General features: G+C 72.8%; 18 protein-coding genes. 8 read left to right on the top strand and 10 right to left on the bottom strand.

The features are described 5' to 3' along the window. Nucleotides 1–267 precede the first annotated feature (267 nt). Nucleotides 268–2,103: a glycoside hydrolase family 3 protein gene (locus ACZ4M5_RS06920; protein ID WP_467733830.1), complete on the top strand. Its 1,836-nt coding sequence runs from the start codon at nucleotides 268–270 to the stop codon at nucleotides 2,101–2,103. A gap of 114 nt (nucleotides 2,104–2,217) precedes the next feature. After that, a complete protein-coding gene (locus ACZ4M5_RS06925) occupies nucleotides 2,218–2,877 on the top strand; it encodes a hypothetical protein (RefSeq protein ID WP_467733832.1) in 660 nt (219 codons plus the stop codon). A 19-nt stretch (nucleotides 2,878–2,896) separates the two neighbouring features. Here ACZ4M5_RS06925 and ACZ4M5_RS06930 read toward each other — a convergent pair whose 3' ends face one another. The 7 genes from ACZ4M5_RS06930 to ACZ4M5_RS06960 form a co-directional block, all read right to left on the bottom strand. Then, nucleotides 2,897–4,324: a S28 family serine protease gene (locus ACZ4M5_RS06930; protein ID WP_467733834.1), complete on the bottom strand. Its 1,428-nt coding sequence runs from the start codon at nucleotides 4,322–4,324 to the stop codon at nucleotides 2,897–2,899. Between the two features lie 118 nt (nucleotides 4,325–4,442). Beyond that, nucleotides 4,443–4,832, bottom strand: a complete 390-nt coding sequence (locus ACZ4M5_RS06935) for a hypothetical protein (protein ID WP_467733836.1) — start codon at nucleotides 4,830–4,832, stop codon at nucleotides 4,443–4,445. 104 nt (nucleotides 4,833–4,936) lie between these two features. Beyond that, a complete protein-coding gene (locus ACZ4M5_RS06940) occupies nucleotides 4,937–8,656 on the bottom strand; it encodes an ABC transporter ATP-binding protein (protein WP_467733838.1) in 3,720 nt (1,239 codons plus the stop codon). Nucleotides 8,657–8,769: 113 nt separating this feature from the next. Next, complete coding sequence (locus tag ACZ4M5_RS06945) at nucleotides 8,770–9,621, bottom strand: serine hydrolase (protein ID WP_467733840.1); 852 nt, start codon at nucleotides 9,619–9,621, stop codon at nucleotides 8,770–8,772. 116 nt (nucleotides 9,622–9,737) lie between these two features. After that, nucleotides 9,738–11,423, bottom strand: a complete 1,686-nt coding sequence (locus ACZ4M5_RS06950) for a thiamine pyrophosphate-binding protein (protein ID WP_467733842.1) — start codon at nucleotides 11,421–11,423, stop codon at nucleotides 9,738–9,740. Further along, nucleotides 11,420–12,400: an agmatinase gene (speB, locus tag ACZ4M5_RS06955; RefSeq protein WP_053674033.1), complete on the bottom strand. Its 981-nt coding sequence runs from the start codon at nucleotides 12,398–12,400 to the stop codon at nucleotides 11,420–11,422. The genes ACZ4M5_RS06950 and speB overlap by 4 nt, the downstream gene beginning before the upstream one ends. A gap of 56 nt (nucleotides 12,401–12,456) precedes the next feature. Next, nucleotides 12,457–13,923: a sodium:solute symporter family protein gene (locus ACZ4M5_RS06960; RefSeq protein WP_467733845.1), complete on the bottom strand. Its 1,467-nt coding sequence runs from the start codon at nucleotides 13,921–13,923 to the stop codon at nucleotides 12,457–12,459. Between the two features lie 129 nt (nucleotides 13,924–14,052). Between ACZ4M5_RS06960 and ACZ4M5_RS06965 the strand changes: the two genes are divergently transcribed. Next, nucleotides 14,053–15,528, top strand: a complete 1,476-nt coding sequence (locus ACZ4M5_RS06965) for a PucR family transcriptional regulator (RefSeq protein ID WP_467733847.1) — start codon at nucleotides 14,053–14,055, stop codon at nucleotides 15,526–15,528. Nucleotides 15,529–15,633: 105 nt separating this feature from the next. Then, nucleotides 15,634–16,428: a phosphatase gene (locus tag ACZ4M5_RS06970; protein ID WP_467733849.1), complete on the top strand. Its 795-nt coding sequence runs from the start codon at nucleotides 15,634–15,636 to the stop codon at nucleotides 16,426–16,428. Between the two features lie 16 nt (nucleotides 16,429–16,444). On the opposite strand, the gene ACZ4M5_RS06975 is transcribed toward ACZ4M5_RS06970, so the two are convergent. The 3 genes from ACZ4M5_RS06975 to ACZ4M5_RS06985 all read right to left on the bottom strand — a co-directional run bounded on the left by ACZ4M5_RS06975 (nucleotide 16,445) and on the right by ACZ4M5_RS06985 (nucleotide 19,649). Then, nucleotides 16,445–17,329, bottom strand: coding sequence for an acyl-CoA thioesterase (locus tag ACZ4M5_RS06975; RefSeq protein WP_467733851.1), 885 nt, complete (start codon nucleotides 17,327–17,329; stop codon nucleotides 16,445–16,447). Between the two features lie 44 nt (nucleotides 17,330–17,373). Next, the gene (locus tag ACZ4M5_RS06980) at nucleotides 17,374–18,531 is read right to left on the bottom strand and encodes an acyl-CoA dehydrogenase family protein (RefSeq protein WP_467733852.1); all 1,158 of its coding nucleotides are present in this window, start codon (nucleotides 18,529–18,531) and stop codon (nucleotides 17,374–17,376) included. Nucleotides 18,532–19,055: 524 nt separating this feature from the next. Then, nucleotides 19,056–19,649, bottom strand: a complete 594-nt coding sequence (locus ACZ4M5_RS06985; protein ID WP_398110138.1) for an SACE_7040 family transcriptional regulator — start codon at nucleotides 19,647–19,649, stop codon at nucleotides 19,056–19,058. Nucleotides 19,650–19,735: 86 nt separating this feature from the next. On the opposite strand from ACZ4M5_RS06985, the gene ACZ4M5_RS06990 reads away from it, so the two are divergent. From ACZ4M5_RS06990 to ACZ4M5_RS07005, 4 genes are read left to right on the top strand one after another with little or no spacing between them, the layout of a single operon-like run. Continuing rightward, on the top strand, nucleotides 19,736–21,352 hold the full coding sequence (locus tag ACZ4M5_RS06990; protein WP_467733853.1) for a carboxyl transferase domain-containing protein: 1,617 nt from the start codon (nucleotides 19,736–19,738) through the stop codon (nucleotides 21,350–21,352). Nucleotides 21,353–21,366: 14 nt separating this feature from the next. Further along, entirely contained in the window at nucleotides 21,367–23,283 is a 1,917-nt protein-coding gene (locus tag ACZ4M5_RS06995) for an acetyl/propionyl/methylcrotonyl-CoA carboxylase subunit alpha (protein WP_467733855.1), read from the top strand. Further along, on the top strand, nucleotides 23,280–24,230 hold the full coding sequence (locus ACZ4M5_RS07000; protein ID WP_467733857.1) for a hydroxymethylglutaryl-CoA lyase: 951 nt from the start codon (nucleotides 23,280–23,282) through the stop codon (nucleotides 24,228–24,230). Before ACZ4M5_RS06995 ends, ACZ4M5_RS07000 begins: the two co-directional genes overlap by 4 nt. 5 nt (nucleotides 24,231–24,235) lie before the next feature. Continuing rightward, nucleotides 24,236–25,396, top strand: a complete 1,161-nt coding sequence (locus tag ACZ4M5_RS07005) for an acyl-CoA dehydrogenase family protein (protein ID WP_467733859.1) — start codon at nucleotides 24,236–24,238, stop codon at nucleotides 25,394–25,396. Nucleotides 25,397–25,465: the final 69 nt, after the last annotated feature.

Here is a 25,465-nt window from a genome sequence, read left to right on the forward strand (position 1 = left end):
GGGGCGGGGCGTCAGATCTGCGGCCGCCGGGGAGCCACCTCGGTGCGGTATCGGCCTCGCTCCGGCTGCGATCGCCGACCACCCTCTCCGCCGTACCGCGGCCGGCGGCCCCGCCGTCACCGGCACGTCCCCCCTCCAACCGTGCCGGTGGCGGCCCCTTCCGGCCGCTGCGCGTTCCCTTGACTGGCAGAAACTTCCCGGATATTGGTGACCGGTTGGAAGTTTCCTTCAGCGGATCCGAGCGGATCACCTCCGGAAGGAGCGCACGTGCACGACACCGGCACGGCAAGTACGGGAAGCACCGCACAACCCTCCAGACGCACGGTTCTCGCCGCCACGGCCGGCGTCACCGCGACCCTCGCGGCGACGGGCCCCGCGCACGCGGCCCCCGCCCCGGACGACAGCGGCCTGCGCGCGCTGGTCTCCCGGATGACGCTGGAGGAGAAGGTCGGCCAGCTGTTCGTGATGCGGGTCTACGGCCACTCCGCCACCGCCCCCGACCAGGCCGACATCGACGCCAACCTCAAGGAGATCGGCGTCCGTACGGCCGCCGAACTGATCGAGCGGTACCGGGTCGGCGGCATCATCTACTTCACCTGGGCGCACAACACCCGCGACCCGCACCAGATCGCCGACCTGTCCAACGGCATCCAGCGGGCCTCCCTCGGACTGCCCAGGGGCCTGCCCGTCCTCGTCTCCACGGACCAGGAGCACGGGATCGTGGCCCGGGTCGGCGAACCCGCGACCCTGTTCCCGGGGGCCATGGCCGTCGGTGCGAGCGGATCGCGCTCCGACGCGCGCACCCTGGGGCGGGTCGCCGGGCGCGAACTGCGGGCCATGGGGATCCGGCAGGACTACTCCCCCGTGGCCGACGTGAACGTCAACCCGGCCAACCCGGTCATCGGCGTACGGTCCTTCGGCGCCGACCCGCAGGCCGTGTCCGCGCTGGTGGCGGCCGAGGTCGCCGGGTACCAGCGGTCCGGCGTCGCCGCGACCGCCAAGCACTTCCCCGGGCACGGCGACACCAACGTCGACAGCCACACCGGCTTCCCCACCATCACGCACAGCCGGGAACTGTGGGAGAAGCTGGACGCCCCGCCGTTCCGGGCGGCGATCGCCGCCGGCATCGACTCGATCATGACCGCACACCTGATGGTCCCGGCCCTCGACGACTCCGGCGACCCGGCCACCCTCTCCCGCCCCATCCTCACCGGCATCCTTCGCGAACGCCTCGGCTACGACGGGGTCGTGGTCACCGACTCCCTCGGCATGGAGGGGGTGCGCACCAAGTACGGCGACGAGCGGGTGCCGGTGCTGGCCCTGAAGGCGGGGGTGGACCAGCTCCTCAACCCGCCGGACCTGGACCTCGCGTGGAACGCCGTGCTGAACGCCGTGCGCGAGGGGGAGCTGACCGAGGAGCGGCTCGACCGCTCGGTGCTGCGCGTCCTGCGGCTGAAGGCCAAGCTGGGGCTGTTCCGCGAGCCGTACGTCCGGCTCGGTGACGTCGACCGGACCGTGGGGACGCGGTCGCATCGCGCGGCGGCGGACCGGATCGCCGAGCGGAGCACCACCCTGCTCGTCAACGAGGGGCGGCTGCTGCCGCTGTCGCGGCGCCGGCACCCCAGGGTGCTGGTGGTCGGGGCCGATCCGGCCTCGCCGTCGGGGACGACCGGACCGCCCACGGGCGTGCTGGCGGGCGCCCTGTCCGAACTGGGCTTCACCGCCACCGCGCTGTCCACCGGCACGGCCCCCTCGGCGGCGACGATCGCCCGGGCGGTGGCGGCGGCGCGGGACGTGGACGCGGTGGTGGCGGCCACGTACAACGTCGGCGCGGCCGGCAGCCAGCGGACGCTGGTCGAGCAGCTCGTGGCGACGGGCACGCCGGTCGTGGCGGTGGCGATCCGCAACCCGTACGACGTGGCCCAGCTGCCGTCGGTGCCGGCGTACCTGGCCGCCTACTCCTGGACGGACGTCGAGGTGCGGGCCGCCGCCCGGGTCATCGCGGGGCGGGTGAGGCCGCGCGGGAAGCTGCCGGTGCCCGTGCAGCGGGCGGACGACCCGGAGCAGGTGCTGTACCCGATCGGGCACGGCCTGGCGTACTAGACGTACGCCACGGAACGGGCGCACCACCCCCAACGTGCGCAAAGCCTCCTGTGTCCCTGGCGTGCGCCCGTCGCGGCGGGCCACGCTGGGTGGGCACAACCGGGGGGTACGGCCATGCGTGGGAGATGTTCCGTGGGGGTGGTCTGCGGGCTGCCGGCGCTGCTCGGCGTGCTGCTGGGGGGCTGTCAGAGCCCCTCGGGCGGGCTGGGCGGGGACGGCCGGCCGAGCGGCCCCGCGACCGGACGGACCGCCCCGGCGTCACCGGCGCCGGCCCGGACGCCCGCCGGGTTCGGGGCGGTGTTCCTCGCGGTCGGCGAGTGCAGTTCGTTCGGCACGACGAGCTTCACCGAGGTGCCGTGCTCCGGGGAGCGGGCCGCGGCCCGGGTGACGGCCCGGCACACCGGCACGGTCCGGGACGGGCCGCGCTGTCCGCCCACCACCGACTTCGTGCTGCACATCAGCGAGCAGCGGCCCTCCTTCGACGAGGACGGCGACGGGGCGGTGCCGCGGGGGTACGCCTGCATGCGCAACCTCCAGCCGCCGCACCCGGGCGATCCCGGCGCCGGGGGCGGGCCCCGCACCATCGTGGGCGACTGCGTCTACGGCTCCGGCGGCGGGCAGGTCCGGGAGACGGCCTGCGACGGCGCGGGTGAGGAGAAGCCCGAGTACGAGGTCACACGGGCGGTCGCCGGGCGGGCGGACTGCCCGGGTACGACCGCCCTGTACGTGCGGCTGGGCGGCGAGCGGCCCGTGGGGTGCGCCCGGCCGCTGTGAGCGGCCGGGCGCGGGTGCGTCACGGACGCAGCGTCATCTCACGCCGCACGTCACGCTTGTCGAGCTTGCTGTCGAACTTCGCCAGCGGCTTGGCCGCCTGCGGGTCGGCCTGGACCGTGCCGGAGGCGACTCCCGCCCAGTCGAGGATGCGGGCGGTGGCCAGCGCCTTCTGCTCGGGCACCAGGCCCGCGACGTTGGCGCCGTGGTTCATGCCGGGGGCGGTGAAGACGTAGGAGTCCTTCGCGCCCTTGCCCACGCGGAACGGCTCCGCGCCCCACGGGTCGTTCTGCCCGTAGACGAAGAGCATGCGGCGGGCGTTGTGGCGGACCCAGGTGTCCACGTCGCGCATCGCCGACGGCTGGAACTTCATCGGGATGTCGCGCGGCACGAAGTTGCGCGGCGGCTGGTAGCCGTAGCGGATGTACCGCTTCTCGATGTACGGGAAGTGGATCGTGGGTGCGCCGAGCTGCGTGCCGGCCTGGTAGTAGTACGGCGTGTAGGTGGACAGCCCCTGGTCGGCGTAGGCGGAGAAGCCGGAGATGGCGTCGACGGAGTTCCAGATCTCCTCGTCCGTGGCCGTCTTGGCGTCGGCCGGGATCTGGTCGCAGTCGGCCAGCAGGCTGTACTGCCAGAAGCCCCACACGTAGTCCAGGACGGTGGCCTCGTAGGCCTTGTCCAGGCTGCCGATGGTGGTGAAGGTGAGGCCGTTCTCCTCGGCGTAGGCCGCGTACTTCTTCTCCAGCGGCTCGCGGCGCACCAGCGCCTCGCGCTGCACGGCGTTCAGCCGGTCGCGGCACTCCTCGGTGCCGACGCGGGCGAAGAAGCGGTCGTAGGCCGAGTCCTCCTTGTTGACCACGTCGTTGGGGGCGACGTAGGCGACCACGCCGTCCATGTCACGCGGGTAGAAGCGCTCGTAGTAGGTGGCGGTCATGCCGCCCTTGGAGCCGCCCGTGGAGATCCACTTCTTGCTGTAGACGCTCTTCAGCGCGGTGAAGACGCGGTGCTGGTCGCTGGCGGCCTGCCAGATGTCCAGCTTCGACCAGTCGGCCGGGGCGGGACGCGACGGCGTGAAGTAGCGGTACTCCAGGGAGACCTGGTTGCCGTCGACGATCTGCGTCGGCTCGCTGCGGCGGGGCGTCGTGGAGACGTTGTAGCCGCTGGTGAAGAAGACCGTCGGGCGCGCGACGTCCTTGTGCAGCACGGTGATGCGCTGCTGGAACGTGCCCTTGGACGGCTTGCGGTGGTCGATCGGCTGCGTGTAGTTCAGGACGAAGAAGCGGTAGCCGGTGTAGGGCTTCTCCTCGACCAGGCTCATGCCCGGGACGGACAGCAGCCTGTCCTTGATGTCGGTGGTGCCGGTGGCCCCGGCGGCGGTGGCCGCTCCCGCCGTGCTCAACGTGCCTATCAGCACCGTGAGCGCCAGCAGCCATCTGAGCGCCTTGCGCATGCGCACTCCCCTGTGAGACATATGTGCGCCGGAAGCTAGCGGACCAACTCACCGGAGCACCAGGGGACATGGGGAAAACCCTGTGCGCGGGGACGTACGGCCCCCCCGGGACGGGGTGTCAGCAGAGGATCCAGCCGGAGCTGAACCGGCCCGCCCCCACCCGGCCCTTGAGCCACACGCAGCGGCGTCCGGCGTGCACGGTCACCGGTCCCGCGTGGTGGGCGTACCGGCCCTCGTCGACGACCGGCCGGTTGCCCCGGGCCTGCACGCTCACGGACATCGCGCGCTTCACGCCGGGCCGCCTGGTGGTGGTCACGGCGCAGACGTAGCCGCCGCGCTTGTAGACGAGGACGGTGCCCGTGGAGAACGGCAGGGTGCGGACCTTGCGGCCGGGGCAGGACGCGGAGGCGGCCTGCGCCTGGCCCGGCACGGCGACGGCGAGCAGCCCCGCCGCGGTCAGCAGGGCCAGGCCGAGCGCGAGCCGCCGGCGTATCGGTCCACTGTCCACTGTCGTCCTCCGCGTCGTCCGCGACCATCGGCGTACGGCAGTACGGACGCATGACGTATGTCGGACGGTTGCACGGGCGTTACGAAACGGGCTCATCCGCGTGGTCAGCGGCTCACGCCGACCGGCTCCTCCGGCTCGGCGCCGACGAACGTCCGCCACAGGCGCGCGTAGCGCCCGCCGCGTGCGAGCAGTTCGTCGTGGGTGCCGTCCTCCGCGACGCGGCCGCTGTCCATGACGACGACCCGGTCGGCGCGGGCCGCGGTGGTCAGGCGGTGCGCCACCACCAGCGTCGTGCGGCGGCCCGCCAGGCGGTCGGTGGCCTGGTTGACCTGGGCCTCGGTGGCCAGGTCGAGGGCGGCCGTCGCCTCGTCGAGCAGCAGGACGTCCGGGTCGACCAGCTCGGCCCGGGCCAGGGCGATCAGCTGGCGCTGGCCCGCGGACAGATTGCGGCCGCGCTCGGCGACCTCGTGCAGGTAGCCGCCCTCCAGGGTGGCGATCATCTCGTGCGCGCCGACCGCCCGGGCCGCCGCCTCCACCTCGGCGTCGGTGGCGTCCGGGCGCCCGTAGGCGATGGCGTCGCGGACGGTGCCCTGGAAGAGGTACGCCTCCTGCGGGACGACCCCGAGACGGTGCCGGTAGGACGTGAGGTCCAGCTCCCGCAGGTCCCTTCCGTCGACGGTGACGCGGCCCGCGGTCGGGTCGTAGAAGCGGGCGACGAGCTTGACCAGCGTGGACTTGCCGGCGCCCGTCTCGCCGACGAACGCGACGGTCTGCCCGGCGGGGATGCGCAGGTCGATCCCGGCGAGGGCCGCCTCGCCCTCGTCCCCGTACGCGAAGCGCACGTCCTCGAAGGCGATGTCGCCGCGCAGGGAGGTGACCCGGGCGGGCGCCGCGGCGGGCTGCGTCGAGGCCGGCTCGCGCAGCAGCTCCTGGATGCGGCCCAGGGAGACGGTCGCCTGCTGGTAGCCGTCGAAGACCTGGGAGAGCTGCTGCACCGGCGCGAAGAACAGGTCGATGTAGAGCAGGTACGCCACCAGCGAGCCGATCGCCAGCGTCCCGTCGTCGACCCGGGCGCCGCCCACGATCAGCACGGCCGCGGCCGCGACGGACGACAGGAACTGCACGAACGGGAAGTACACGGAGATCAGCCACTGGCCGCGGATGCGGGCCTGCCGGTAGCTGTGGCTGCGCTCGGCGAACCGTCGCCCGCCGTCGCGCTCGCGCCGGAACGCCTGCACGATCCGCAGCCCCGACACCGACTCCTGGAGGTCGGCGTTGACCGCCGACACCCGCTCGCGGGCCAGCTCGTACGCCTTCACGCTCGCCCGGCGGAAGAAGAACGTGGCGATGATCAGCGGCGGCAGCGTCGCGAAGACGACCAGGGCGAGCTGCACGTCGATGACCAGCAGGGCGACCATGATGCCGAAGAAGGTGACGACCGAGACGAAGGCCGTGACCAGACCCGTCTGCAGGAACGTCGACAGCGCGTCGACGTCGGTGGTCATCCGGGTCATGATCCGCCCGGTCAGCTCCCGCTCGTAGTAGTCGAGCCCGAGGCGCTGGAGCTGGGCGAAGATCTTCAGCCGCAGCGCGTACAGGACCCGCTCGCCGGTGCGCCCGGTCATCCGGGTCTCGCCGATCTGGGCGGCCCACTGCACGGCCACCGTGCCCAGCCCCAGCAGGGCCGCCGCCCACACGGCGCCGAGCGCGGCCTGGGTGACGCCGGAGTCGATGCCGTGCCGGATCAGCACGGGCAGCAGCAGGCCCATGCCCGCGTCGGTGGCGACGAGGGCGAGGGCGATCAGCAGTGGGCGGCCGAAGCCGCGCAGCAGCCGGCGCAGTCCGTAGGAGTCCTCGGGGCGCACGGCCCGCGCCTCGTCGACGTCGGGCACGTCGGTGGCCGGAGGCAGCGCCTCGACCTGGGCGAGCAGCTCCGGGGTGGCGGGGCTGTCGGCGAGGGCGGTGTCCTGGCGCTCGCGGTCCCCGGTCCACAGCCGGGGGGTGACGCCGCGCTCGGCGTCGTACTCCGCGTCCAGCTCGTCCCGGACGGAGGTGTCCTCCTCGGGGCAGGCGGGCGGGGTGTGGCCCGGGGAGACTCCGCCCAGCTCGTCGGGGTCGGTGAGCAGCCGCCGGTAGAGGGCCGAGCGGCGCTGGAGCTCGTCGTGGGTGCCGATGTCGGCGAGCCGGCCGCCGTCGAGGACGGCGATGCGGTCGGCGAGGTTCAGGGTGGAGCGCCGGTGGGCGATCAGCAGCGTGGTGCGGCCGCGCATGACACCCTTGAGCGCCTCGTGGATCTCGTGCTCGACGCGGGCGTCCACGGCCGAGGTGGCGTCGTCCAGGACCAGCAGGCGCGGGTCGCTGAGGATGGCGCGGGCCAGGGCGATGCGCTGGCGCTGCCCGCCCGACAGGGTCAGTCCGTGCTCGCCGACGGTGGTGTCGTAGCCGTCGGGCAGGTCGGCGATGAACCGGTCCGCCTGGGCGGCCCGGGCCGCCTTCTCGATCTCCTCCTGCGTGGCGTCCGGGCGGCCGTAGGCGATGTTCTCGCGGACGGTGTCGGAGAAGAGGAACGAGTCCTCCGGGACCAGCCCGATCGCGGACCTCAGCGACTGCAGGGTCAGCTCGCGCACGTCGTGGCCGCCCACCAGCACGGCACCGCGGGTGACGTCGTAGAAGCGCGGCAGCAGCAGGGACACGGTGGACTTGCCGGAGCCGGAGGAGCCGACGACGGCGAGGGTCTCGCCGGGGCGGATCCGGAAGGACAGTCCGTCGAGGACCGGGCGGTCGGCGTCGTAGCCGAAGGAGACGCCGTCGAACTCGACCGTCGCGGGCGCGTCGGCCGGCAGGTCCTTGTCGCCGTCCCGGATGGCGGGCTCGGTGTCGATCAGCTCCAGGACGCGTTCGGTGCCGGCGCGGGCCTGCTGCGCGACGGTGAGCACCACCGCGAGCATCCGGACCGGCCCGACGAGCTGGGCCAGGTAGCTGGAGAACGCCACAAACGTGCCGAGCGTGATGTGCCCGCGCACCGCCAGCCAGCCGCCGAGCGCCAGCATCGCGACCTGGCCGAGGGCGGGGACGGCCTGCAGGGCCGGGGTGTAGACCGAGTTGAGCCGGACGGTGCGCAGCCGGCCCGCGTAGAGCCTGCGGCCGACCTGGCGCAGCTTGCCGGTCTCCTGCTCCTCCTGCCCGAAGCCCTTGACGACCCGGACCCCACTGACGGCCCCGTCGACCACACCGGCGACGGCGGCGGCCTGGGCCTGGGCGTACCAGGTGGAGGGGTGCAGCCGGGTGCGGCTGCGCCGGGCGATCCACCACAGGGCGGGCGCGACGGCCAGGGCGACCAGGGTCAGCGGCACGGACAGCCACGCCATGACCACCAGGGAGATCAGGAACAGGGCGAAGTTCCCGATGGTCATCGGGAGCATGAACAGCAGGCCCTGGATGAGCTGGAGGTCGCTGGTGGCACGGCCGACGACCTGGCCGGTGGACAGTTCGTCCTGGCGGCGGCCGTCGAGCCGGGTGATCGTGCCGAACATCTCCGTGCGCAGGTCGTGCTGGACGTCGAGGGCGAGCCGTCCGCCGTAGTAGCGGCGGACGTAGGCGAGGACGTAGACGGCCAGGGCGGCGGCGACGAGGAGCCCGGCCCAGGTGGTCATGGGCCGGGAGTGGTCGCTGACGACGTCGTCGATGATCACCTTGGTGATCAGCGGCACGAGCGCCATCACGGCCATGCCGGCCAGCGAGGAGCCGAGGGCGAGGACGACGTCCTTGGGGTGGCGCCATGCGTAGGCCCACAGCCGTCGTGCCCATCCCCGTTGCGGTGTCACACCCGTGCCTTCCGGTCGTCCTGGTCTGCCGGAAGGCACCAACGCCGTGAGCGGCCGATTTCATCCCGCCGTAACAATCCCGCCTGCCGGCGGGGAGGGCGGGCCGGGGCCCGTCAGCTCGCCGCCAGATCGCGGTGGATGACCTTGGCCACGGCCTGGATGGTGGCGATGCCGTAGCTCATGGTGCTGTTGCCATGGGTGAGCACCGTCATCGTGTAGTCGTGGCCACCGCCCTTGAACGCGCCGATGCTGTGCACGCGCCAGCCGTTGCCGGCGCGCTCCAGCCAGCCGTTCTTCACGGCCACGGTGACACCGGAGGGCACCCCGTACGGCGTCCCCCAGCGCTGGGACGACACGACCTGGCGCATCAGCTTCAGGATGTAGGCGCGGGAGCTGTCGCTGAGCACCGTGTTCTTGCCGGTGATGAGCTTGAGCAGCTTCTGCTCGTCGGTGACGGTGATCTGGGTGAGGCCCCAGTAGCCGTCGGCGCCCGGCTTGGTCTGGGTCATGCCGGCGGCCTTGAGGAAGTTCTTGATCTTCGTCATGCCGAGCTGCTTCCACAGCGCGGAGGTAGCGGCGTTGTCCGACTTGGTGATCATGGCCTTGGCGAGGCCGGCCTCGCGGTCGGTGAGGTACCGGTTGGTCTTCTTCGCGTCCCACAGCAGCGTGGCGAGCACGGTGACCTTCACGACGCTGGCCGAGTCGTAGGCCGTACCGGCGCGCAGCGTGCAGGTGGTGTTCGTGCTGCGGTCGTGGAGGCCGACGGCGACCGTGCCCTTGCGGGTGGCCAGCGCGGCGGTGATGTCCTTGGCCAGCTTGGCGGCCAGGCCGGCCTTGGCGGACGTGCAGGTCACGGCGGGCGGGGCAGCGGCGGCGGGGGTGGCGGCGGCGACGAGCGGCACGAGGACACCCGTACCCATGGCCACCGCCAGCACTCTCGCGCGGCGGGATATCCCAGAGGTCATGCACCCCTTGACCGCCGGGTGCCGTCGAATGGTTGTAGGGAGTGCGAAGGATTGTGCGAGTCGTTACCGGGTCGTAGGCATCGGCGAGCGCGGCGGACGCGCCGGCACCGTGCCGCTCAGTCCAGGTGCGTCGGCGCGAACATCCGCAGCACGGCCGGCAGCACCACCACCGAGGGGCCGGGCGACGCGAACGCCTTGGCGAGGTCCTGCTCCAGGTTCTCCGGCGTCGTGCGGACGCCGGGCACGCCGAAGGACTCGGCCAGGGCCACGTAGTCGGGCCGGGTCAGTTCGGTCGCGGTCGCCTCGCCGAACGCGTCGTTCATGTACTCGCGCAGGATGCCGTAGCCGCCGTCGTCGACGATGAGCCAGGTGACGTCGAGGTCGTACTGGCGGGCGGTGGCCAGCTCGGCGATCGAGTACAGGGCGCCGCCGTCGCCGGAGACCGCGAGGACCGGGCGGGCCGGGTCGGCCGCGGCCGCGCCCAGGGCCGCCGGGAAGCCGTAGCCGAGGCCGCCGGCGCCCTGCGCGGAGTGCATGTGGTTGGGGCCCTTGGCGTCGAAGGCCGACCAGGCCCAGTACGCCAGGATCGTCATGTCCCAGAAGGACGGGGAGTCGGCGGGCAGCGCCCGGCGCACGGACGCCAGCACCTCCTGCTCCAGGGTGAGTTCCTGGGCGGCGATGCGGCCGGCGACCTTCGCCAGCACCGCCCGGACGCGGTCCGCCGCGGTGGCGTCCTCTCGGGACGCGACCGTCTCCAGCAGGGCCTGGAGGGCGAGGCGGGCATCGGCGTGGATGCCGAGGGCCGGGTGGTTGGACTCCAGCTTGCCGAGGTCGGCCTCGATCTGCACGACCCGGCCGCGCGGCTTGAACGTGTGGTAGTTGGAGGAGAGTTCACCGAGTCCCGAGCCGACGACCAGCAGGACGTCCGCGTCCTCCAGGAAGTCGGTGGTGTACCGGTCCTCGATCCAGGACTGCAGGGACAGCGGGTGGTCCCAGGGGAACGCGCCCTTGCCGCCGGGTGTGGTGACGACGGGTGCCTGGAGCCGCTCCGCCAGCTGCTTCAGCTTCCCCGAGGCGTCCGCGCGGACCACGCCCCCGCCCGCGATGATCGCCGGCCGCGCCGCACGGGACAGCAGATCGGCGGCGACGGCGGTCAGTTCGGGGCGCGGCACCAGGTCCTCGGGGAAGGCGTCGCCGCCGGTGACGACCGGGATCGACGTCTCGGCGAGCAGCACGTCCTGCGGGATCTCCACCCACACCGGCCCGTGCGGGGCGGTCAGGGCCGACTTCCAGGCCGCCTCGATCGCCGAGGGGATCTGCGACTGGGTGCGCACGGTGTGCACGGACTTCACCACGCCCCGGAACGAGGCGGCCTGGTCGGGCAGTTCGTGCAGGTAGCCGTGGCGTCCGCCGCCCAGGCCCGCCGTCGGGACCTGGCTGCTGATCGCCAGCACGGGCGCGGAGGCGGCCGCCGCCTCCTGGAGCGCGGCGAGGGACGTCAGGGCGCCCGGCCCGGTCGACAGCAGCAGCGGCGCGGCCTCACCGGTGATGCGGCCGTACGCGTCCGCCGCGAAGCCGGCGTTGTTCTCCACCCGCAGGCCGATGTAGCGCAGGTCGGAGCGGCGCAGTGCGTCGAACATGCCGAGCGCGTGCTGGCCGGGCAGGCCGAAGACGGTCGTGGCGCCGAGCCCGGCCAGCGTCTCCACGACCAGGTCTCCGCCGTTGCGGCCGGGAGGAGGGTTGAGGGCGGCCTCCGTCTGGGCGGGCGTCGGGCGGAGCACCAGGTCGTGGTCGTGAGTCACTTGGCTTCCGAGTCCTTCCGGGCCGCCGCGATCTGGCGGGACATGATCGTGGTCAGTTCGTACGCCGTGTGGGACGCGGCCACCGACGTGATCTCGGCGTGATCGTACGCGGGGGCCACCTCGACGACGTCGGCCGAGACGAGGTTGCAGGAGGCCAGGCCGCGCAGGATCTCCAGCAGTTCGCGCGAGGTCATGCCGCCGGCCTCGGGGGTGCCGGTGCCGGGGGCGTGGGCCGGGTCGAGGCAGTCGATGTCGATGGAGATGTACAGCGGCCGGTCGCCGATGCGCTGGCGGAGCTGGTCGGCGACCTCGTCGGCGCCGCGCCGGTAGACGTCCGCCGAGGTGACGATGCCGAAGCCCATCTTCTCGTCGTCGGTGAGGTCCTGCTTGCCGTACAGCGGGCCGCGGGTGCCGACGTGGGAGAGCGCCTCGGTGTCGAGGATGCCCTCCTCGACCGCGCGGCGGAACGGGGTGCCGTGCGTGTACTCGGCGCCGAAGTAGGTGTCCCAGGTGTCCAGGTGGGCGTCGAAGTGCAGCAGGGCGACGGGGCCGTGCTTCTTCGCCACCGAGCGCAGCAGGGGCAGCGCGATGGTGTGGTCGCCGCCGAGGGTCATCAGCCGGGCGCCCGTGCCGAGCAGGTCGTCCGCGGCGGCCTCGACGGTCTCCACGGCCTCGTTGATGTTGAACGGGTTCACGGCGATGTCGCCGCCGTCCGCGACCTGCGCCAGCGCGAAGGGCGAGGCGTCCTGCGCCGGGTTGTAGGGGCGCAGCAGCCGGGACGCCTCACGGATCGCGTTGCCGCCGAAGCGGGCGCCCGGCCGGTACGAGACACCGGAGTCGAACGGCACGCCGACCACGGCGACGTCGGCGCGGCCGACCTCGTCGAGCCGGGGCAGCCGGGCGAAGGTGGCGGGACCGGCGTACCGCGGGACGCGGGAGGAATCGACGGGGCCGCGCGGGGTCTCGTTGCTGCTCATGAAGTAATGCCTTCTTTCCTACGCTTCATCGCGTATGTACTGCTTGCCCTACGACTCTACTGGGCGGCCGGGACAGCTTCGGACGCGAGTTCGGGTGATCGCCCGGCCAGGCGTTCGCGCCAGGCGGTGAGAACGGCGGCGTCGGTGGCGGGAGTCGCCAGGGAGACGATCACGTACGCGGCGAGCGAGGCCAGCAACCCGTAGTAGACCGGCTCGTTGGCGAGGATCCCGTGGGTCGCCATCAGCACGACGACGGCGACGCCGCCGACCACCACGGAGGCGAGAGCGCCGTACACCGTGCCGCGCTTCCACACCAGGCCGCCGAGGATCGGCACGAGCAGGCCGCCGACGAGCAGGTTGTAGGCGACGGTCAGGGCCTCCACGACGTTGTCGATGGCGATGGCCGTGCCGATCACCCCCAGGCCCATGATCAGGATGAACGCCCGGTTGCCCTTCACCTCGTCGTGATCGCCCTCCGGCGCCTTCCCGCCGATCCCCCGCAGCCGCGACCAGATGTCGTTGTTGGCGACGGTGGCGCAGGCGATCAGCGCGCCGGAGGAGGTGGACATCACGGCGGCCAGCGCGGCGGCGAGCACCAGCCCGCGCACCCCGACGGGCAGTTCGTCCTTCACGATGGTGGCGAAGGCGTCGTCCGGGCTGCCCAGCTTCGGGTACAGGACCTTGGCCGCCGTGCCGATGACGGCACCGGCGAGGGCGTAGGCGAGGCAGTACGTGCCCGCGACGGTGCCGCCCCACTTGGCGGTGCGGTCGCTGCGGGCGGTGAAGACCCGCTGCCAGATGTCCTGCCCGATGAGCATGCCGAACGTGTAGATCAGCACGTAGGTGAAGATCGTCTCGCCGCCGATGCCCAGCGGGTCGAAGTACTCGGTGGGCAGCTGGGCCTTCATCGCACTGAACCCGCCGGCCTTGACGACGGCGATGGGCAGCAGCAGGAGCAGCACACCGATCGTCTTCACGACGAACTGCACCATGTCGGTCAGCGTGATCGACCACATGCCGCCGAGCGTGGAGTACGCCACGACGATCGAACCGCCGAGGACGATCGCCAGCGTGCGGTTGAGGTCGAACAGCACGTCGAAGATCGTGGCGTAGGCGATGGTCGAGGTCACCGCGAGCATCAGCGTGTACGCCCACATGACCAGACCGGAGATGACCCCCGCGCGGCCGCCGCCGTAGCGCAGGTCCAGCATCTCGGAGACGGTGTAGACCTTCAGACGGGCGATGCGGGCGGAGAAGAAGACGGACAGGGCGAGCAGGCCCAGGCCGATGGTGAACACCATCCAGGCGCCGGACAGGCCGTACTGGTAGCCCAGTCCCACCCCGCCGATGGTGGAGGCGCCGCCGAGGACGATCGCCGCCATGGTGCCTGAGTACATGGCCGGGCCGAGGCGGCGGCCGGCCACGAGGAACTCGCTCTTGGACCGGGCGCGGCGCATGCCCCACCAGCCCATGGCCAGCATGCCGGCCAGGTAGACGACGATCACGAGGTAGTCGACGGCCATGGGGCCTCCTTCGCACACGCTCGATCGTGGGGACGAGGTTGACGAGCACTGACCCTAGGTGGCCGGAAAGCGACTGCGAAGTGTACGTTTCATCCATCCGAACCGCTCGGTATGGAGGGAACGCACACCATGCCGGAACCGGCCGTCCCGCCCACCCCGCCGGTACGGCTGTCCGCGCTGCTGGCCCGCGAGGACCTGGGCCTGCGCCAGGTCGCCGGTCCGGACGACCCGGACCGGGTCGTCCACTGGGTGCACACCTCGGAGATGGCCGACCCGTTCCCGTACCTGCTCGGCGGGGAACTGCTGCTCTCGGCCGGTGTGCACATCCCGCAGGACGCCGCGGCGGACTACTTCGACGACTACGTGTCCCGGATCGTGGCCGCGGGCGGCGCGGCGCTGGGCTTCGGCGTGGCCCCGGTGCACGACACCGTGCCGGACGCCCTGGCCCGGGCCTGCGCACGGCACCGCCTGCCCCTGCTCGAGGTGCCGCCGCGCACCACCTTCTCGGGTGTCGCCCGCGCGGTCTGGCAGCTGATGGCCCGGGCGCGCCTCGCGGAACTGCGCCGCGTCGCCGACGCCCAGCAGCGCCTCGCCTCCGCGGCCTCCCGCCCCGACCCGGTCCCCTCGGTCCTGCGCCAGCTCGCCCGGCGGCTTGCGGGATGGGCGGTGCTCTACGGACCGGACGGCGCGCGGCTCGCGGCGGCCGGCCGGGAGCCCGCGGCCGAGGTGTGCGAGGCCCTGGCGGCGCTGGCGGGCGTGGTACGACCGGCGGGTGACCCGGCCGAGCGCCCCGGGCCCACCTCCGCCGCCGACACCACCGCCGGACTCCACCTCGCCGCGTACGCGCTCGGCGCCGGGCACGGCTTCGTGCTCGGAGTGGCCGCCCCCGCCCGCGACCCCGGCGACCACACCATCGCCTCCGTCGCCGCCGTCCTGCTGTCCCTCCTCACCGGCGAGCAGCACGGCGGCACCGGCGCCGCCCGCTCCGCCGCACTCGTGCGGCTGCTGCTGGGCGCGCCGCCCGGGGAGGTCGCCCCGCTGCTGGGCGACGGGGACTGGGTCGTCGTGCACGCGCGGCCGGACGGGGACGGCCCCGCGGACCCCGTCGCCGCCTCCGCCCTGGGCGCCGCGCTCGGCTCCGCCCTGGTCGACCCGGCGGGCGACGCCGTACGCGTCCTGGTGCCGGCCGGCCACGCCCCGGCCCCGCTGCCCGGCTGGACCCTCGGCGTCAGCGCCGCCGTCGACCCGGCCGACCTCGCCGCCGCCGACACGCAGGCGGCCCGCGCCCTGGCCCGGGCCCGCGCCACCCGCGCCCCGCTGCTCCGGCACGCGCCGCGCCCCGCCCTGGCCGACCTGGTCCCGCCGGGCGAGGCGGCGGCCCACGCCCGCGCGCTCCTCGCCCCGGTCACGGCCCACCCCGCGCTCACCGAGACCCTGCGCACCTGGCTCTCCCTGCACGGCAGTTGGGACCGTACGGCCGTGGCCCTGTCCGTGCACCGCAACACCGTCCGCCAGCGCGTCGCCCGCTGCGCGAGCCTGCTGGGGAGCGACCTCGACGACCCGGACGTCCGCATGGAACTGTGGTTCGCGCTGCGGCGCCTGTGAGTACCCGCGCCCACCCGGGACCGGTCCCGCCCTGAGTACGTGACGCACGTCCCAGCGCGCGATACGCCAGGGACGTCCACCTGGGCCTGCTCCACAATGGGACCCATGCCGATAACCGGGACCCCCAGCCGCGCCGAACTCGTCGACCACCTCGTACGGACGCGCATCGCGGGCGACGTCGCCACCCCGCGCGAGAACAACCTCTCCCACTACCGCAAGCTGGCGAACGGCGACCGCCACTACTGGCTCGGCCTGGAACTCGGCGACCGCTGGACCGACGAGCAGGACGTCCTCGCGGTGATGGCGGAGCGCGTCGGCGTCAACGACGACCCCGGGCACCGGTACGGCCAGGACACGATCGACCCCGAGTTGACGGTCTCGGGCCTGGAGCGGCTCGCCGCACGGCTGCGCAAGGCGGCCGACGGCGGCCAGCGCGTCCTGTTCGCCACCGGCCACCCCGGCGGCCTGCTCGACGTCCACCGCGCGACCGCGGCGGCCCTGCGCACGGCCGGCTGCGAGATCGTCGTCATCCCCGACGGGCTGACCACCGAGGAGGGCTACGTCATGCAGTTCGCGGACGTGGCGGTCCTGGAACACGGCGCGACGCTGTGGCACACCCACTCGGGCGAACCGATGAAGGCGATCCTGACGGCCCTGGAGCGCCAGGGCCGCCCGCTGCCCGACCTGGTCGTCGCCGACCACGGCTGGGCGGGCTACGCCGGACAACACGGCGTGGACTCCGTCGGCTACGCCGACTGCAACGACCCGGCCCTGTTCCTGGCGGAGGCCGAGGGCACCGTGCAGGTGACGGTGCCCCTGGACGACCACGTGATCAGCCCCCGCCACTACGACCCGATGACGGCGTACCTCCTCTCGGAGGCGGGGCTGAGCCAGGGCTGACCCGGGCCCTGCCCGGTCAGCCCCGGGCGCGGGGGACGCGGACGACGCCCTCCTGGATGACCGTGATGGCCAGCCGGCCGTCCTGCGTGTAGATGCGCGCCTGGCCCAGTCCCCGGCCGCCGTGCGCGGACGGGGACTCCTGGTCGTACAGCAGCCACTCGTCGGCGCGGAACGGCCGGTGGAACCACATCGCGTGGTCCAGCGAGGCCCCGACGACGTCCCCGACGGCCCAGCCGCCGCGCCCGTGCGCGAGCAGCACGGAGTCCAGCAGCGTCATGTCGGAGACGTACGTGGCGAGGACGACGTGCAGCAGGGGGTCGTCGATCCCGCTGTCGAGCTTGCCATTGGTGCGGAACCACACCTGCGAGTGCGGCTCCCGCGGCTCGCCGAACCTCCCGTACGGCGGCTCGTCGACGTACCGCAGGTCGACGGCGGCCCGGGCCTCGACGAACCGCTCGACCACCTCGGGATCGAGGTGGGCGTAACCGCGCAGCCGCTCCTCACCGGTCGGCAGCGTGGCGGGGTCGGGCGAGGCGGGCATCGGCTCCTGGTGGTCCAGCCCGTCCTCCGCCACCTGGAACGACGCCGACAGGTGGAAGATCGGCTTGCCGTGCTGGACGGCGACGACACGGCGCGTGGTGAAGGAACGCCCGTCCCGGATCCGGTCCACGGTGTAGACGATGGGCGCGCCGGGATCGCCCGGCCGCAGGAAGTACGCGTGCAGCGAGTGCGCGGGCCGGTCGGCCGGGACGGTCCGCCCGGCGGCGACGAGCGCCTGGGCCGCGACCTGCCCGCCGAAGACCCGCGGGACGACGGCGGACCGGGAACGGCCGCGGAAGATGTCCTCCTCGATCTGCTCGAGGTCGAGCAGATCGAGGAGGTCCTGGAGTGCCTGGCTCATGAGGTAGTTGTACCGGCCAGTGATCGTGCGCCGGTGCCGGGGCCCTACAGGCCCATGTCCTTGGCGATGATCGTCTTCATGATCTCGCTGGTGCCGCCGTAGATGCGGTTGACGCGGTTGTCCGCGTACAGGCGGGCAATCGGATACTCGTTCATGTAGCCGTAGCCGCCGTGCAGCTGGAGGCAGCGGTCGATGACGCGGTGGGCGACCTCGGTGCAGAACAGCTTCGCGGAGGCGGCCTCGGCGGGGGTGAGCTCGCCGGCGTCCAGCGCCTCGGTCGCGCGGTCGGCGACGGCCTCGGCGGCGTCCACCTCGGCCTGGCAGGCGGCCAGCTCGAACTTGGTGTTCTGGAAGTGCGCGACGGGCTTGCCGAAGACGGTGCGCTCCTGCACGTACTGCTTGGCGAACCGGACCGCGGCCTTGGCCTGGGCGTAGGCGCCGAAGGCGATGCCCCAGCGCTCGGAGGCCAGGTTGTGACCGAGGTAGTAGAAGCCCTTGTTCTCCTCGCCGAGGAGGTCCTCGACGGGCACCTTGACGTCGACGAACGCCAGCTCGGCGGTGTCGGAGGTCTTCAGGCCGAGCTTGTCGAGCTTGCGGCCGACGGAGTAGCCCTCGGACTTGGTGTCCACCGCGAACAGGGAGATGCCGTGGCGGCGGTCCTCGGCGGTGGGCGCGGAGGTGCGGGCGCACACGATCACGCGGTCGGCGTGCACGCCGCCGGTGATGAAGGTCTTGGCGCCGTTGAGGACGTAGTGCGTGCCGTCCTCGCTGAGCTTGGCCGTGGACTTCATGCCCGCGAGGTCGGAACCGGTGCCCGGCTCCGTCATCGCGATGGCCCACATCTCCTCGCCGGTGACGAACTTCGGCAGGAACCGCTTCTTCTGCTCGTCCGTCGCCAGCATCTTGAGGTAGGGCAGGGCGAGCAGCACGTGCACGCCGGAGCCGCCGAACTGGACGCCGGCGCGGGCGGTCTCCTCGTACAGCACGGCCTCGAACTTGTGCGAGTCGAGACCGGCGCCGCCGAACTCCTCCGGCACGTTGATGCCGAAGATGCCCAGCTCACCGAGCTTGTAGTAGAAGTCGCGGGGCGCCTGGCCCGCCGCGAACCACTCGTCGTAGACGGGCACGACCTCGGCCTCGATGAAGGCGCGAAGGGTCTCCCGGAACGCCTCGTGATCCTCGTTGAACACCGTACGGCGCACGCCGCCACCTCCACGACTATGTCTAAGCGCTTGCTCAGCCCAAGATACCGACGAGTATCGAGGGGCGTCCAGGGTGGGACGGGGGTAACGCTCGTCACGCTGGGGGTGGGGGTTGGGTGGGGGTGGAGTTGCGGTGGGGTGCGGGCGCCGGGGGGCAGGTGCGGGGGGTGCGGTCCCGGCCGGGGTCCGGGGCGGAGCCCCGAAGCGGCCGGGCCTCCTGGCCCACAGCTCCGGGCGGGTGGGTGGGCAAAGGCCGGGGTGCAGGGGGCGCAGCCCCCGCGGGGTCCGGGGCGGAGCCCCGAAGCGGCCGGGCCTCCCGGCCCACAGTTACGGGCGGGTGGGTGGGCGAACGCCGGGGGCCAGGGGGCGCAGCCCCCGCCGGGGTCCGGGGCGGAGCCCCGAAGCGGCCGGGCCTCCTGGCCCACAGCTCCGGGCGGGCGGGTGGGTGAACCGCCGGGGGCGGAGCCCCGAAGCGGCCGGGCCTCCTGGCCCACAGCTCCGGGCAAGTGGGTGGGCGAAGGCCCCTAAGACTCCGCCGCCGCGAACGCCCCCCGGGCCATCCGATGCAGCAACTCCGCCGTCGCCCCCCGCCCGGGCAACACCCCACCCCTCCCCAGATGCGGCGTCGAGTTCAGCAACCCGAACACCGAGTGCACAGCGGACCGCGCCGCAGGCTCACCCAGCCCCGGGTAGACCTCCCGCACGACCCCCACCCACAGCTCCACGTACTGCCGCTGCAGCTGCCGCACCATCTTCCGGTCGCTGTCCCGGAGGCGATCCAGCTCCCGGTCGTGCAGGGTGATCAGAGGCCGGTCGTCGAGCGCGAAGTCGATGTGCCCCTCGATCAGCGAGTCCAGCAGCCCTTCCGCCCCAGCCCCGTCCGCCTCCGCCACCCTCCGCTTCGCCCCGGTCAGCAACTGCCCGCTGATCCCGACCAGCAGCTCCGCGAGCATCGCGTCCTTGCCCGGGAAGTGCCGGTACAGCCCGGGTCCGCTGATCCCGACCGCGGCGCCTATCTCGTCGACCCCGACCCCGTGGAAGCCCCGCTCGGCGAACAGCCGCGCGGCCTCCTTGAGGATCTGTTCACGGCGGGTGGGGGCGTCGGTTCTGGTGGCCATGAAATCGATTCTAGACAGCGAGGTTAGCGCTCGTTAACCTGAAGGAAATGCGTTAACGCTCATTAACACGTGAGGGGACCCGCAGGATGCACGAGGCACCGGAGCTCACGAGCGCGGCAGACCCCGCGTCGGAGGCCTTTCGGGCCAACGAGGAGGCGCACAGCACCCTCGTGGAGGAGCTGCGCGCCAAGCTCGCCAGAGCCGCACAGGGCGGCGGCGAGAAGGCCCGCGCCCGCCACACGGCGCGCGGCAAGCTGCTCCCCCGCGACCGGGTGGACACCCTCCTCGACCCCGGATCACCGTTCCTGGAGCTGGCCCCGCTCGCGGCCGACGGGCTGTACGAGGACCAGGCCCCGGCCGCCGGCGTCATCGCCGGCATCGGCCGGGTCAGCGGCCGCGAGACCGTGATCGTCGCCAACGACGCCACGGTCAAGGGCGGCACGTACTACCCGATGACGGTGAAGAAGCACCTCCGCGCCCAGGAGGTCGCCCTGGACAACCGCCTCCCCTGCGTCTACCTGGTGGACTCCGGCGGCGCCTTCCTGCCCATGCAGGACGAGGTCTTCCCGGACCGCGACCACTTCGGCCGCATCTTCTACAACCAGGCCCGCATGTCCGGCGCCGGCATCCCCCAGATCGCCGCCGTCCTCGGCTCGTGCACGGCCGGCGGGGCGTACGTCCCGGCGATGAGCGACGAGGCCGTGATCGTCCGCAACCAGGGCACGATCTTCCTCGGCGGGCCGCCCCTGGTGAAGGCCGCCACCGGCGAGGTCGTCACCGCGGAGGAGCTCGGCGGCGGCGAGGTGCACTCCCGCGTCTCGGGCGTCACGGACCACCTCGCGGAGAACGACGCGCACGCCCTGCGCATCGTCCGCACGATCGTCTCCACGCTGCCGGCCCGCGGCCCCCTCCCCTGGGAGGTCACCGAGCCCGTCGAGCCCAAGGTCGACCCGCACGGCCTGTACGGCGCGGTCCCGGTCGACTCCCGCACCCCGTACGACGTGCGCGAGATCATCGCCCGGGTCGTCGACGGGTCGCGGTTCGCCGAGTTCAAGTCCGAGTTCGGTCAGACCCTGGTCACCGGATTCGCCCGGATCCACGGCCATCCGGTCGGCATCGTCGCCAACAACGGCATCCTGTTCGCCGAGTCCGCCCAGAAGGGCGCCCACTTCATCGAGCTGTGCGACCAGCGCGGCATCCCGCTGGTGTTCCTGCAGAACATCTCGGGCTTCATGGTCGGCAAGGACTACGAGGCGGGCGGCATCGCCAAGCACGGCGCCAAGATGGTCACGGCCGTGGCCTGCACCCGCGTACCGAAGCTCACGGTCGTGGTCGGCGGCTCGTACGGCGCGGGCAACTACTCGATGTGCGGCCGGGCGTACTCCCCCCGCTTCCTGTGGATGTGGCCGAACGCCAAGATCTCGGTCATGGGCGGCGAGCAGGCCGCCTCGGTCCTCGCCACGGTCAAGCGCGACCAGTTGGAGGCCCGCGGCGAGTCCTGGCCGGCCGAGGACGAGGACGCCTTCAAGGCCCCCATCCGCGCCCAGTACGAGCGCCAGGGCAGCGCCTACTACGCGACGGCCCGCCTGTGGGACGACGGTGTCATCGACCCGATGGACACCCGTCAGGTCCTGGGCCTGGCCCTGACCGCCTGCGCCAACGCGCCCCTGGGTGACCCCCAGTTCGGCGTCTTCCGGATGTGAGGGGACGGACGACGATGTTCGAGACAGTACTGGTGGCCAACCGTGGCGAGATCGCCGTACGCGTCATCCGGACGCTGCGGTCGATGGGCGTGCGCTCGGTGGCGGTCTTCTCCGACGCGGACGCCGACGCCCGGCACGTCCGCGAGGCGGACACGGCGGTCCGGATCGGCCCCGCTCCCGCCTCCGAGAGCTACCTGTCGGTGGAGCGCCTGCTGGAGGCCGCGGCCCGCACGGGCGCCCAGGCCGTCCACCCCGGCTACGGCTTCCTCGCCGAGAACGCGGCCTTCGCGCGCGCCTGCGCCGAGGCGGGTCTGGTCTTCATCGGTCCCCCGGCGGACGCGATCGCGCTGATGGGCGACAAGATCCGCGCCAAGGAGACGGTCCAGGAGGCCGGTGTACCGGTGGTGCCCGGCGGACGTGACCCGGAGCTGGCCGAGGCGGCCCGCGCGCTGGGCGCGCCGGTGCTGCTGAAGCCCAGCGCGGGCGGCGGCGGCAAGGGCATGCGCCTGGTGCGGGACCTGAGCCGGCTGGAGGACGAGATCGCGTCGGCCCGCCGCGAGGCCCGCGCCTCCTTCGGCGACGACACGCTCCTGGTGGAGCGGTGGATCGACCGGCCCCGCCACATCGAGATCCAGGTCCTCGCGGACGGCCACGGCAACGTGGTCCATCTGGGCGAGCGCGAGTGCTCCCTGCAGCGCCGCCACCAGAAGATCATCGAGGAGGCGCCGAGCGTCCTGCTCGACGAGGAGACGCGTGCCGCGATGGGCGAGGCGGCGGTCCAGGCGGCCCGCTCCTGCGGCTACCGGGGCGCGGGCACGGTGGAGTTCATCGTCCCGGGCACCGACCCGTCGTCGTACTACTTCATGGAGATGAACACCCGCCTCCAGGTCGAGCACCCGGTCACCGAGCTGGTCACGGGCCTGGACCTGGTGGAGTGGCAGCTGCGCGTGGCGGCCGGTGAGCCGCTCGGCTTCACCCAGGAGGACGTACGGCTCACGGGCCACGCGGTGGAGGCCCGCATCTGCGCCGAGGACCCGGCCCGCGGCTTCCTCCCCTCCGGCGGCACGGTGCTCCGGCTGCGCGAACCCCAGGGCCACGGGGTGCGCACCGACTCGGGCCTCACCGAGGGCACGGAGGTCGGCAGCCTCTACGACCCCATGCTCTCCAAGGTCATCGCGTACGGCCCCGACCGGGCGACGGCCCTGCGCAAGCTCCGCGCGGCCCTGGCCGAGACGGTCACGCTCGGCGTGCAGACCAACGCCGGCTTCCTGCGCCGCCTGCTGGCCCACCCCGCGGTGGTCTCCGGCGACATGGACACCGGCCTGGTCGAGCGCGAGGTGGAGGGCCTGGTCCCCACGGACGTGCCGGAGGAGGTCTACGAGGCGGCCGCCGCGGTGCGCCTGGAGGCTCTGAAGCCCGAGCCGGGCGGCTGGACGGACCCCTTCTCGGTCCCCAGCGGCTGGCGCCTGGGCGGTGAGCCGAAGCCGCCGGTCTTCCACCTGAGGGTGCAGGAGCCGCTGGAGTACTCCCCGCGCGGCACGGCCGCGGTCACCGACGACCGGGTCGCGGTGACCCTGGACGGCGTCCGGCACACCTTCCACCGCGCCGCGGACTGGCTCGGCCGGGACGGCGACGCCTGGCACGTCCGTGACCACGACCCGGTGGCCGCGTCCCTCACCCGGGCGGCCCACGGGGGCGCCGACTCGCTGACCGCGCCGATGCCCGGCACGGTGACGGTGGTGAAGGTGGCCGTCGGCGACGAGGTGAGCGCCGGTCAGAGCCTGCTGGTGGTGGAGGCGATGAAGATGGAGCACGTCATCTCCGCCCCGCACGCCGGCACGGTCGCCGAACTGGACGTCTCGCCGGGCACCACGGTCGCCATGGACCAGGTCCTGGCGGTCATCGCACCGCACGAGGAGGCGGCGGAATGACAGCACCGGGACTCCCGATGGCCGTGCCGGCCCGGGACCTGCCCAGCCGGGTCCGCATCCACGAGGTGGGCGCGCGCGACGGCCTGCAGAACGAGAAGGGCACGGTCCCGACGGAGGTGAAGGCGGAGTTCATCCGCCGCCTGGCCGGCGCCGGCCTGACGACGATCGAGGCGACGAGCTTCGTCCACCCCAAGTGGGTCCCCCAACTGGCGGACGCCGAGGCGCTGTTCCCGATGGTCGGGGACCTCCCGGTGGAGCTCCCCGTCCTGGTGCCGAACGAACGCGGCCTGGACCGCGCGCTGTCCCTGGGCGCCCGGCGGGTCGCCGTCTTCGCCAGCGCCACGGAGTCCTTCGCCAAGGCCAACCTCAACCGCACGGTGGACGAGGCCCTGGCCATGTTCGAGCCGGTGGTGAGCCGGGCGAAGTCCGAGGGCGTGCATGTCCGCGGCTACCTCTCCATGTGCTTCGGCGACCCGTGGGAGGGCGCGGTCCCCGTCCCGCAGGTGGTCAAGGTCTGCCGCGCCCTGCTGGACATGGGCTGCGACGAGCTGAGCCTGGGCGACACCATCGGCGTCGCGACCCCCGGTCACGTCGTCGCGCTCCTCGCCGCCCTGGACGAGGGCGGGGTGCCGCCGTCCGCGCTCGGCGTGCACTTCCACGACACCTACGGCCAGGCCCTCGCCAACACCCTCGCGGCGCTCCAGCAGGGCGTCACGACGGTCGACGCCTCGGCGGGCGGCCTGGGCGGCTGCCCGTACGCGAAGTCGGCGACGGGCAACCTCGCCACCGAAGACCTCGTGTGGATGCTGAGGGGCCTCGGCATCGACACCGGAATCGACCTCGGCCGCCTCGTCGCCACGAGCACGTGGATGGCCGCCCGACTGGGCCGACCCAGCCCCTCCCGCACCGTACGAGCTCTGTCCCACGAGGGCACCGAGGAGCAGTGATCACCATGGACTACCGTCTCTCCCCCGAGCTGGAGGAACTCCGCCGCACGGTCGAGGAGTTCGCCCACGAGGTGGTGGCGCCGAAGATCGGCGACTTCTACGAGCGGCACGAGTTCCCGTACGAGATCGTGCGGGAGATGGGCCGCATGGGCCTGTTCGGCCTGCCGTTCCCGGAGGAGTACGGCGGCATGGGCGGTGACTACCTGGCGCTCGGCGTGGCCCTGGAGGAGCTGGCCCGGGTCGACTCCTCGATCGCCATCACCCTGGAGGCGGGAGTCTCGCTCGGCGCGATGCCGATCCATCTGTACGGCACCGAGGCCCAGAAGCAGGAGTGGCTCCCCCGCCTGTGCGCGGGCGAGATCCTGGGCGCGTTCGGCCTGACCGAGCCGGACGGCGGCAGTGACGCGGGCGCGACCCGGACGACGGCCCGTCTCGACGAGTCGACGAACGAGTGGGTCATCAACGGCACGAAGTGCTTCATCACCAACTCCGGCACGGACATCACGGGCCTGGTGACGGTCACGGCGGTCACCGGCCGCAAGCCCGACGGCCGGCCGCGGATCTCCTCGATCATCGTCCCCTCGGGCACGCCCGGCTTCACGGTCGCGGCCCCGTACTCCAAGGTCGGCTGGAACGCCTCGGACACCCGCGAGCTGTCCTTCGCGGACGTCCGCGTCCCGGCGGCGAACCTTTTGGGCGAGGAGGGCCGCGGTTACGCCCAGTTCCTGCGGATCCTCGACGAGGGCCGCGTCGCCATCGCGGCGCTGGCGACGGGTCTGGCGCAGGGCTGTGTCGACGAGTCGGTCAAGTACGCCAAGGAACGCCACGCGTTCGGCAAGCCGATCGGGTCGAACCAGGCCATCCAGTTCAAGATCGCGGACATGGAGATGAAGGCCCACACGGCCCGCCTGTCCTGGCGCGACGCGGCGGTCCGTCTGGTGACCGGCGCGTCCTTCAAGAAGGAGGCGGCCCTGGCCAAGCTCCACTCGTCGACGGTCGCGGTGGACAACGCCCGCGAGGCCACCCAGATCCACGGCGGCTACGGCTTCATGAACGAGTACCCGGTCGCCCGTATGTGGCGCGACTCCAAGATCCTCGAGATCGGCGAGGGCACGAGCGAGGTGCAGCGCATGCTGATCGCCCGGGAGTTGGGGCTGGTCGGCTGAGACCGGAGCACCCGGCCGAGACGGCCGGACGGCGGGCGCGGTGATCCGGGTCACTGCGCCCGTTCGCAT

The organism is Streptomyces sp. NPDC026246 (genome assembly GCF_055567995.1).

What these genes read in the sequence shown, in the direction of transcription:
- ACZ4M5_RS06985 (WP_398110138.1), bottom strand. Translation starts at nt 19,649, where the DNA reads ATGGCCACCAGAACCGACGCCCCCACCCGCCGTGAACAGATCCTCAAG.
- ACZ4M5_RS06960 (WP_467733845.1), bottom strand. Translation starts at nt 13,923, where the DNA reads ATGGCCGTCGACTACCTCGTGATCGTCGTCTACCTGGCCGGCATGCTG.
- ACZ4M5_RS07005 (WP_467733859.1), top strand. Translation starts at nt 24,236, where the DNA reads ATGGACTACCGTCTCTCCCCCGAGCTGGAGGAACTCCGCCGCACGGTC.
- ACZ4M5_RS06970 (WP_467733849.1), top strand. Translation starts at nt 15,634, where the DNA reads ATGCCGATAACCGGGACCCCCAGCCGCGCCGAACTCGTCGACCACCTC.
- ACZ4M5_RS06945 (WP_467733840.1), bottom strand. Translation starts at nt 9,621, where the DNA reads ATGACCTCTGGGATATCCCGCCGCGCGAGAGTGCTGGCGGTGGCCATG.
- speB (WP_053674033.1), bottom strand. Translation starts at nt 12,400, where the DNA reads ATGAGCAGCAACGAGACCCCGCGCGGCCCCGTCGATTCCTCCCGCGTC.
- ACZ4M5_RS07000 (WP_467733857.1), top strand. Translation starts at nt 23,280, where the DNA reads ATGACAGCACCGGGACTCCCGATGGCCGTGCCGGCCCGGGACCTGCCC.
- ACZ4M5_RS06925 (WP_467733832.1), top strand. Translation starts at nt 2,218, where the DNA reads ATGCGTGGGAGATGTTCCGTGGGGGTGGTCTGCGGGCTGCCGGCGCTG.
- ACZ4M5_RS06975 (WP_467733851.1), bottom strand. Translation starts at nt 17,329, where the DNA reads ATGAGCCAGGCACTCCAGGACCTCCTCGATCTGCTCGACCTCGAGCAG.
- ACZ4M5_RS06990 (WP_467733853.1), top strand. Translation starts at nt 19,736, where the DNA reads ATGCACGAGGCACCGGAGCTCACGAGCGCGGCAGACCCCGCGTCGGAG.
- ACZ4M5_RS06995 (WP_467733855.1), top strand. Translation starts at nt 21,367, where the DNA reads ATGTTCGAGACAGTACTGGTGGCCAACCGTGGCGAGATCGCCGTACGC.
- ACZ4M5_RS06965 (WP_467733847.1), top strand. Translation starts at nt 14,053, where the DNA reads ATGCCGGAACCGGCCGTCCCGCCCACCCCGCCGGTACGGCTGTCCGCG.
- ACZ4M5_RS06930 (WP_467733834.1), bottom strand. Translation starts at nt 4,324, where the DNA reads ATGCGCAAGGCGCTCAGATGGCTGCTGGCGCTCACGGTGCTGATAGGC.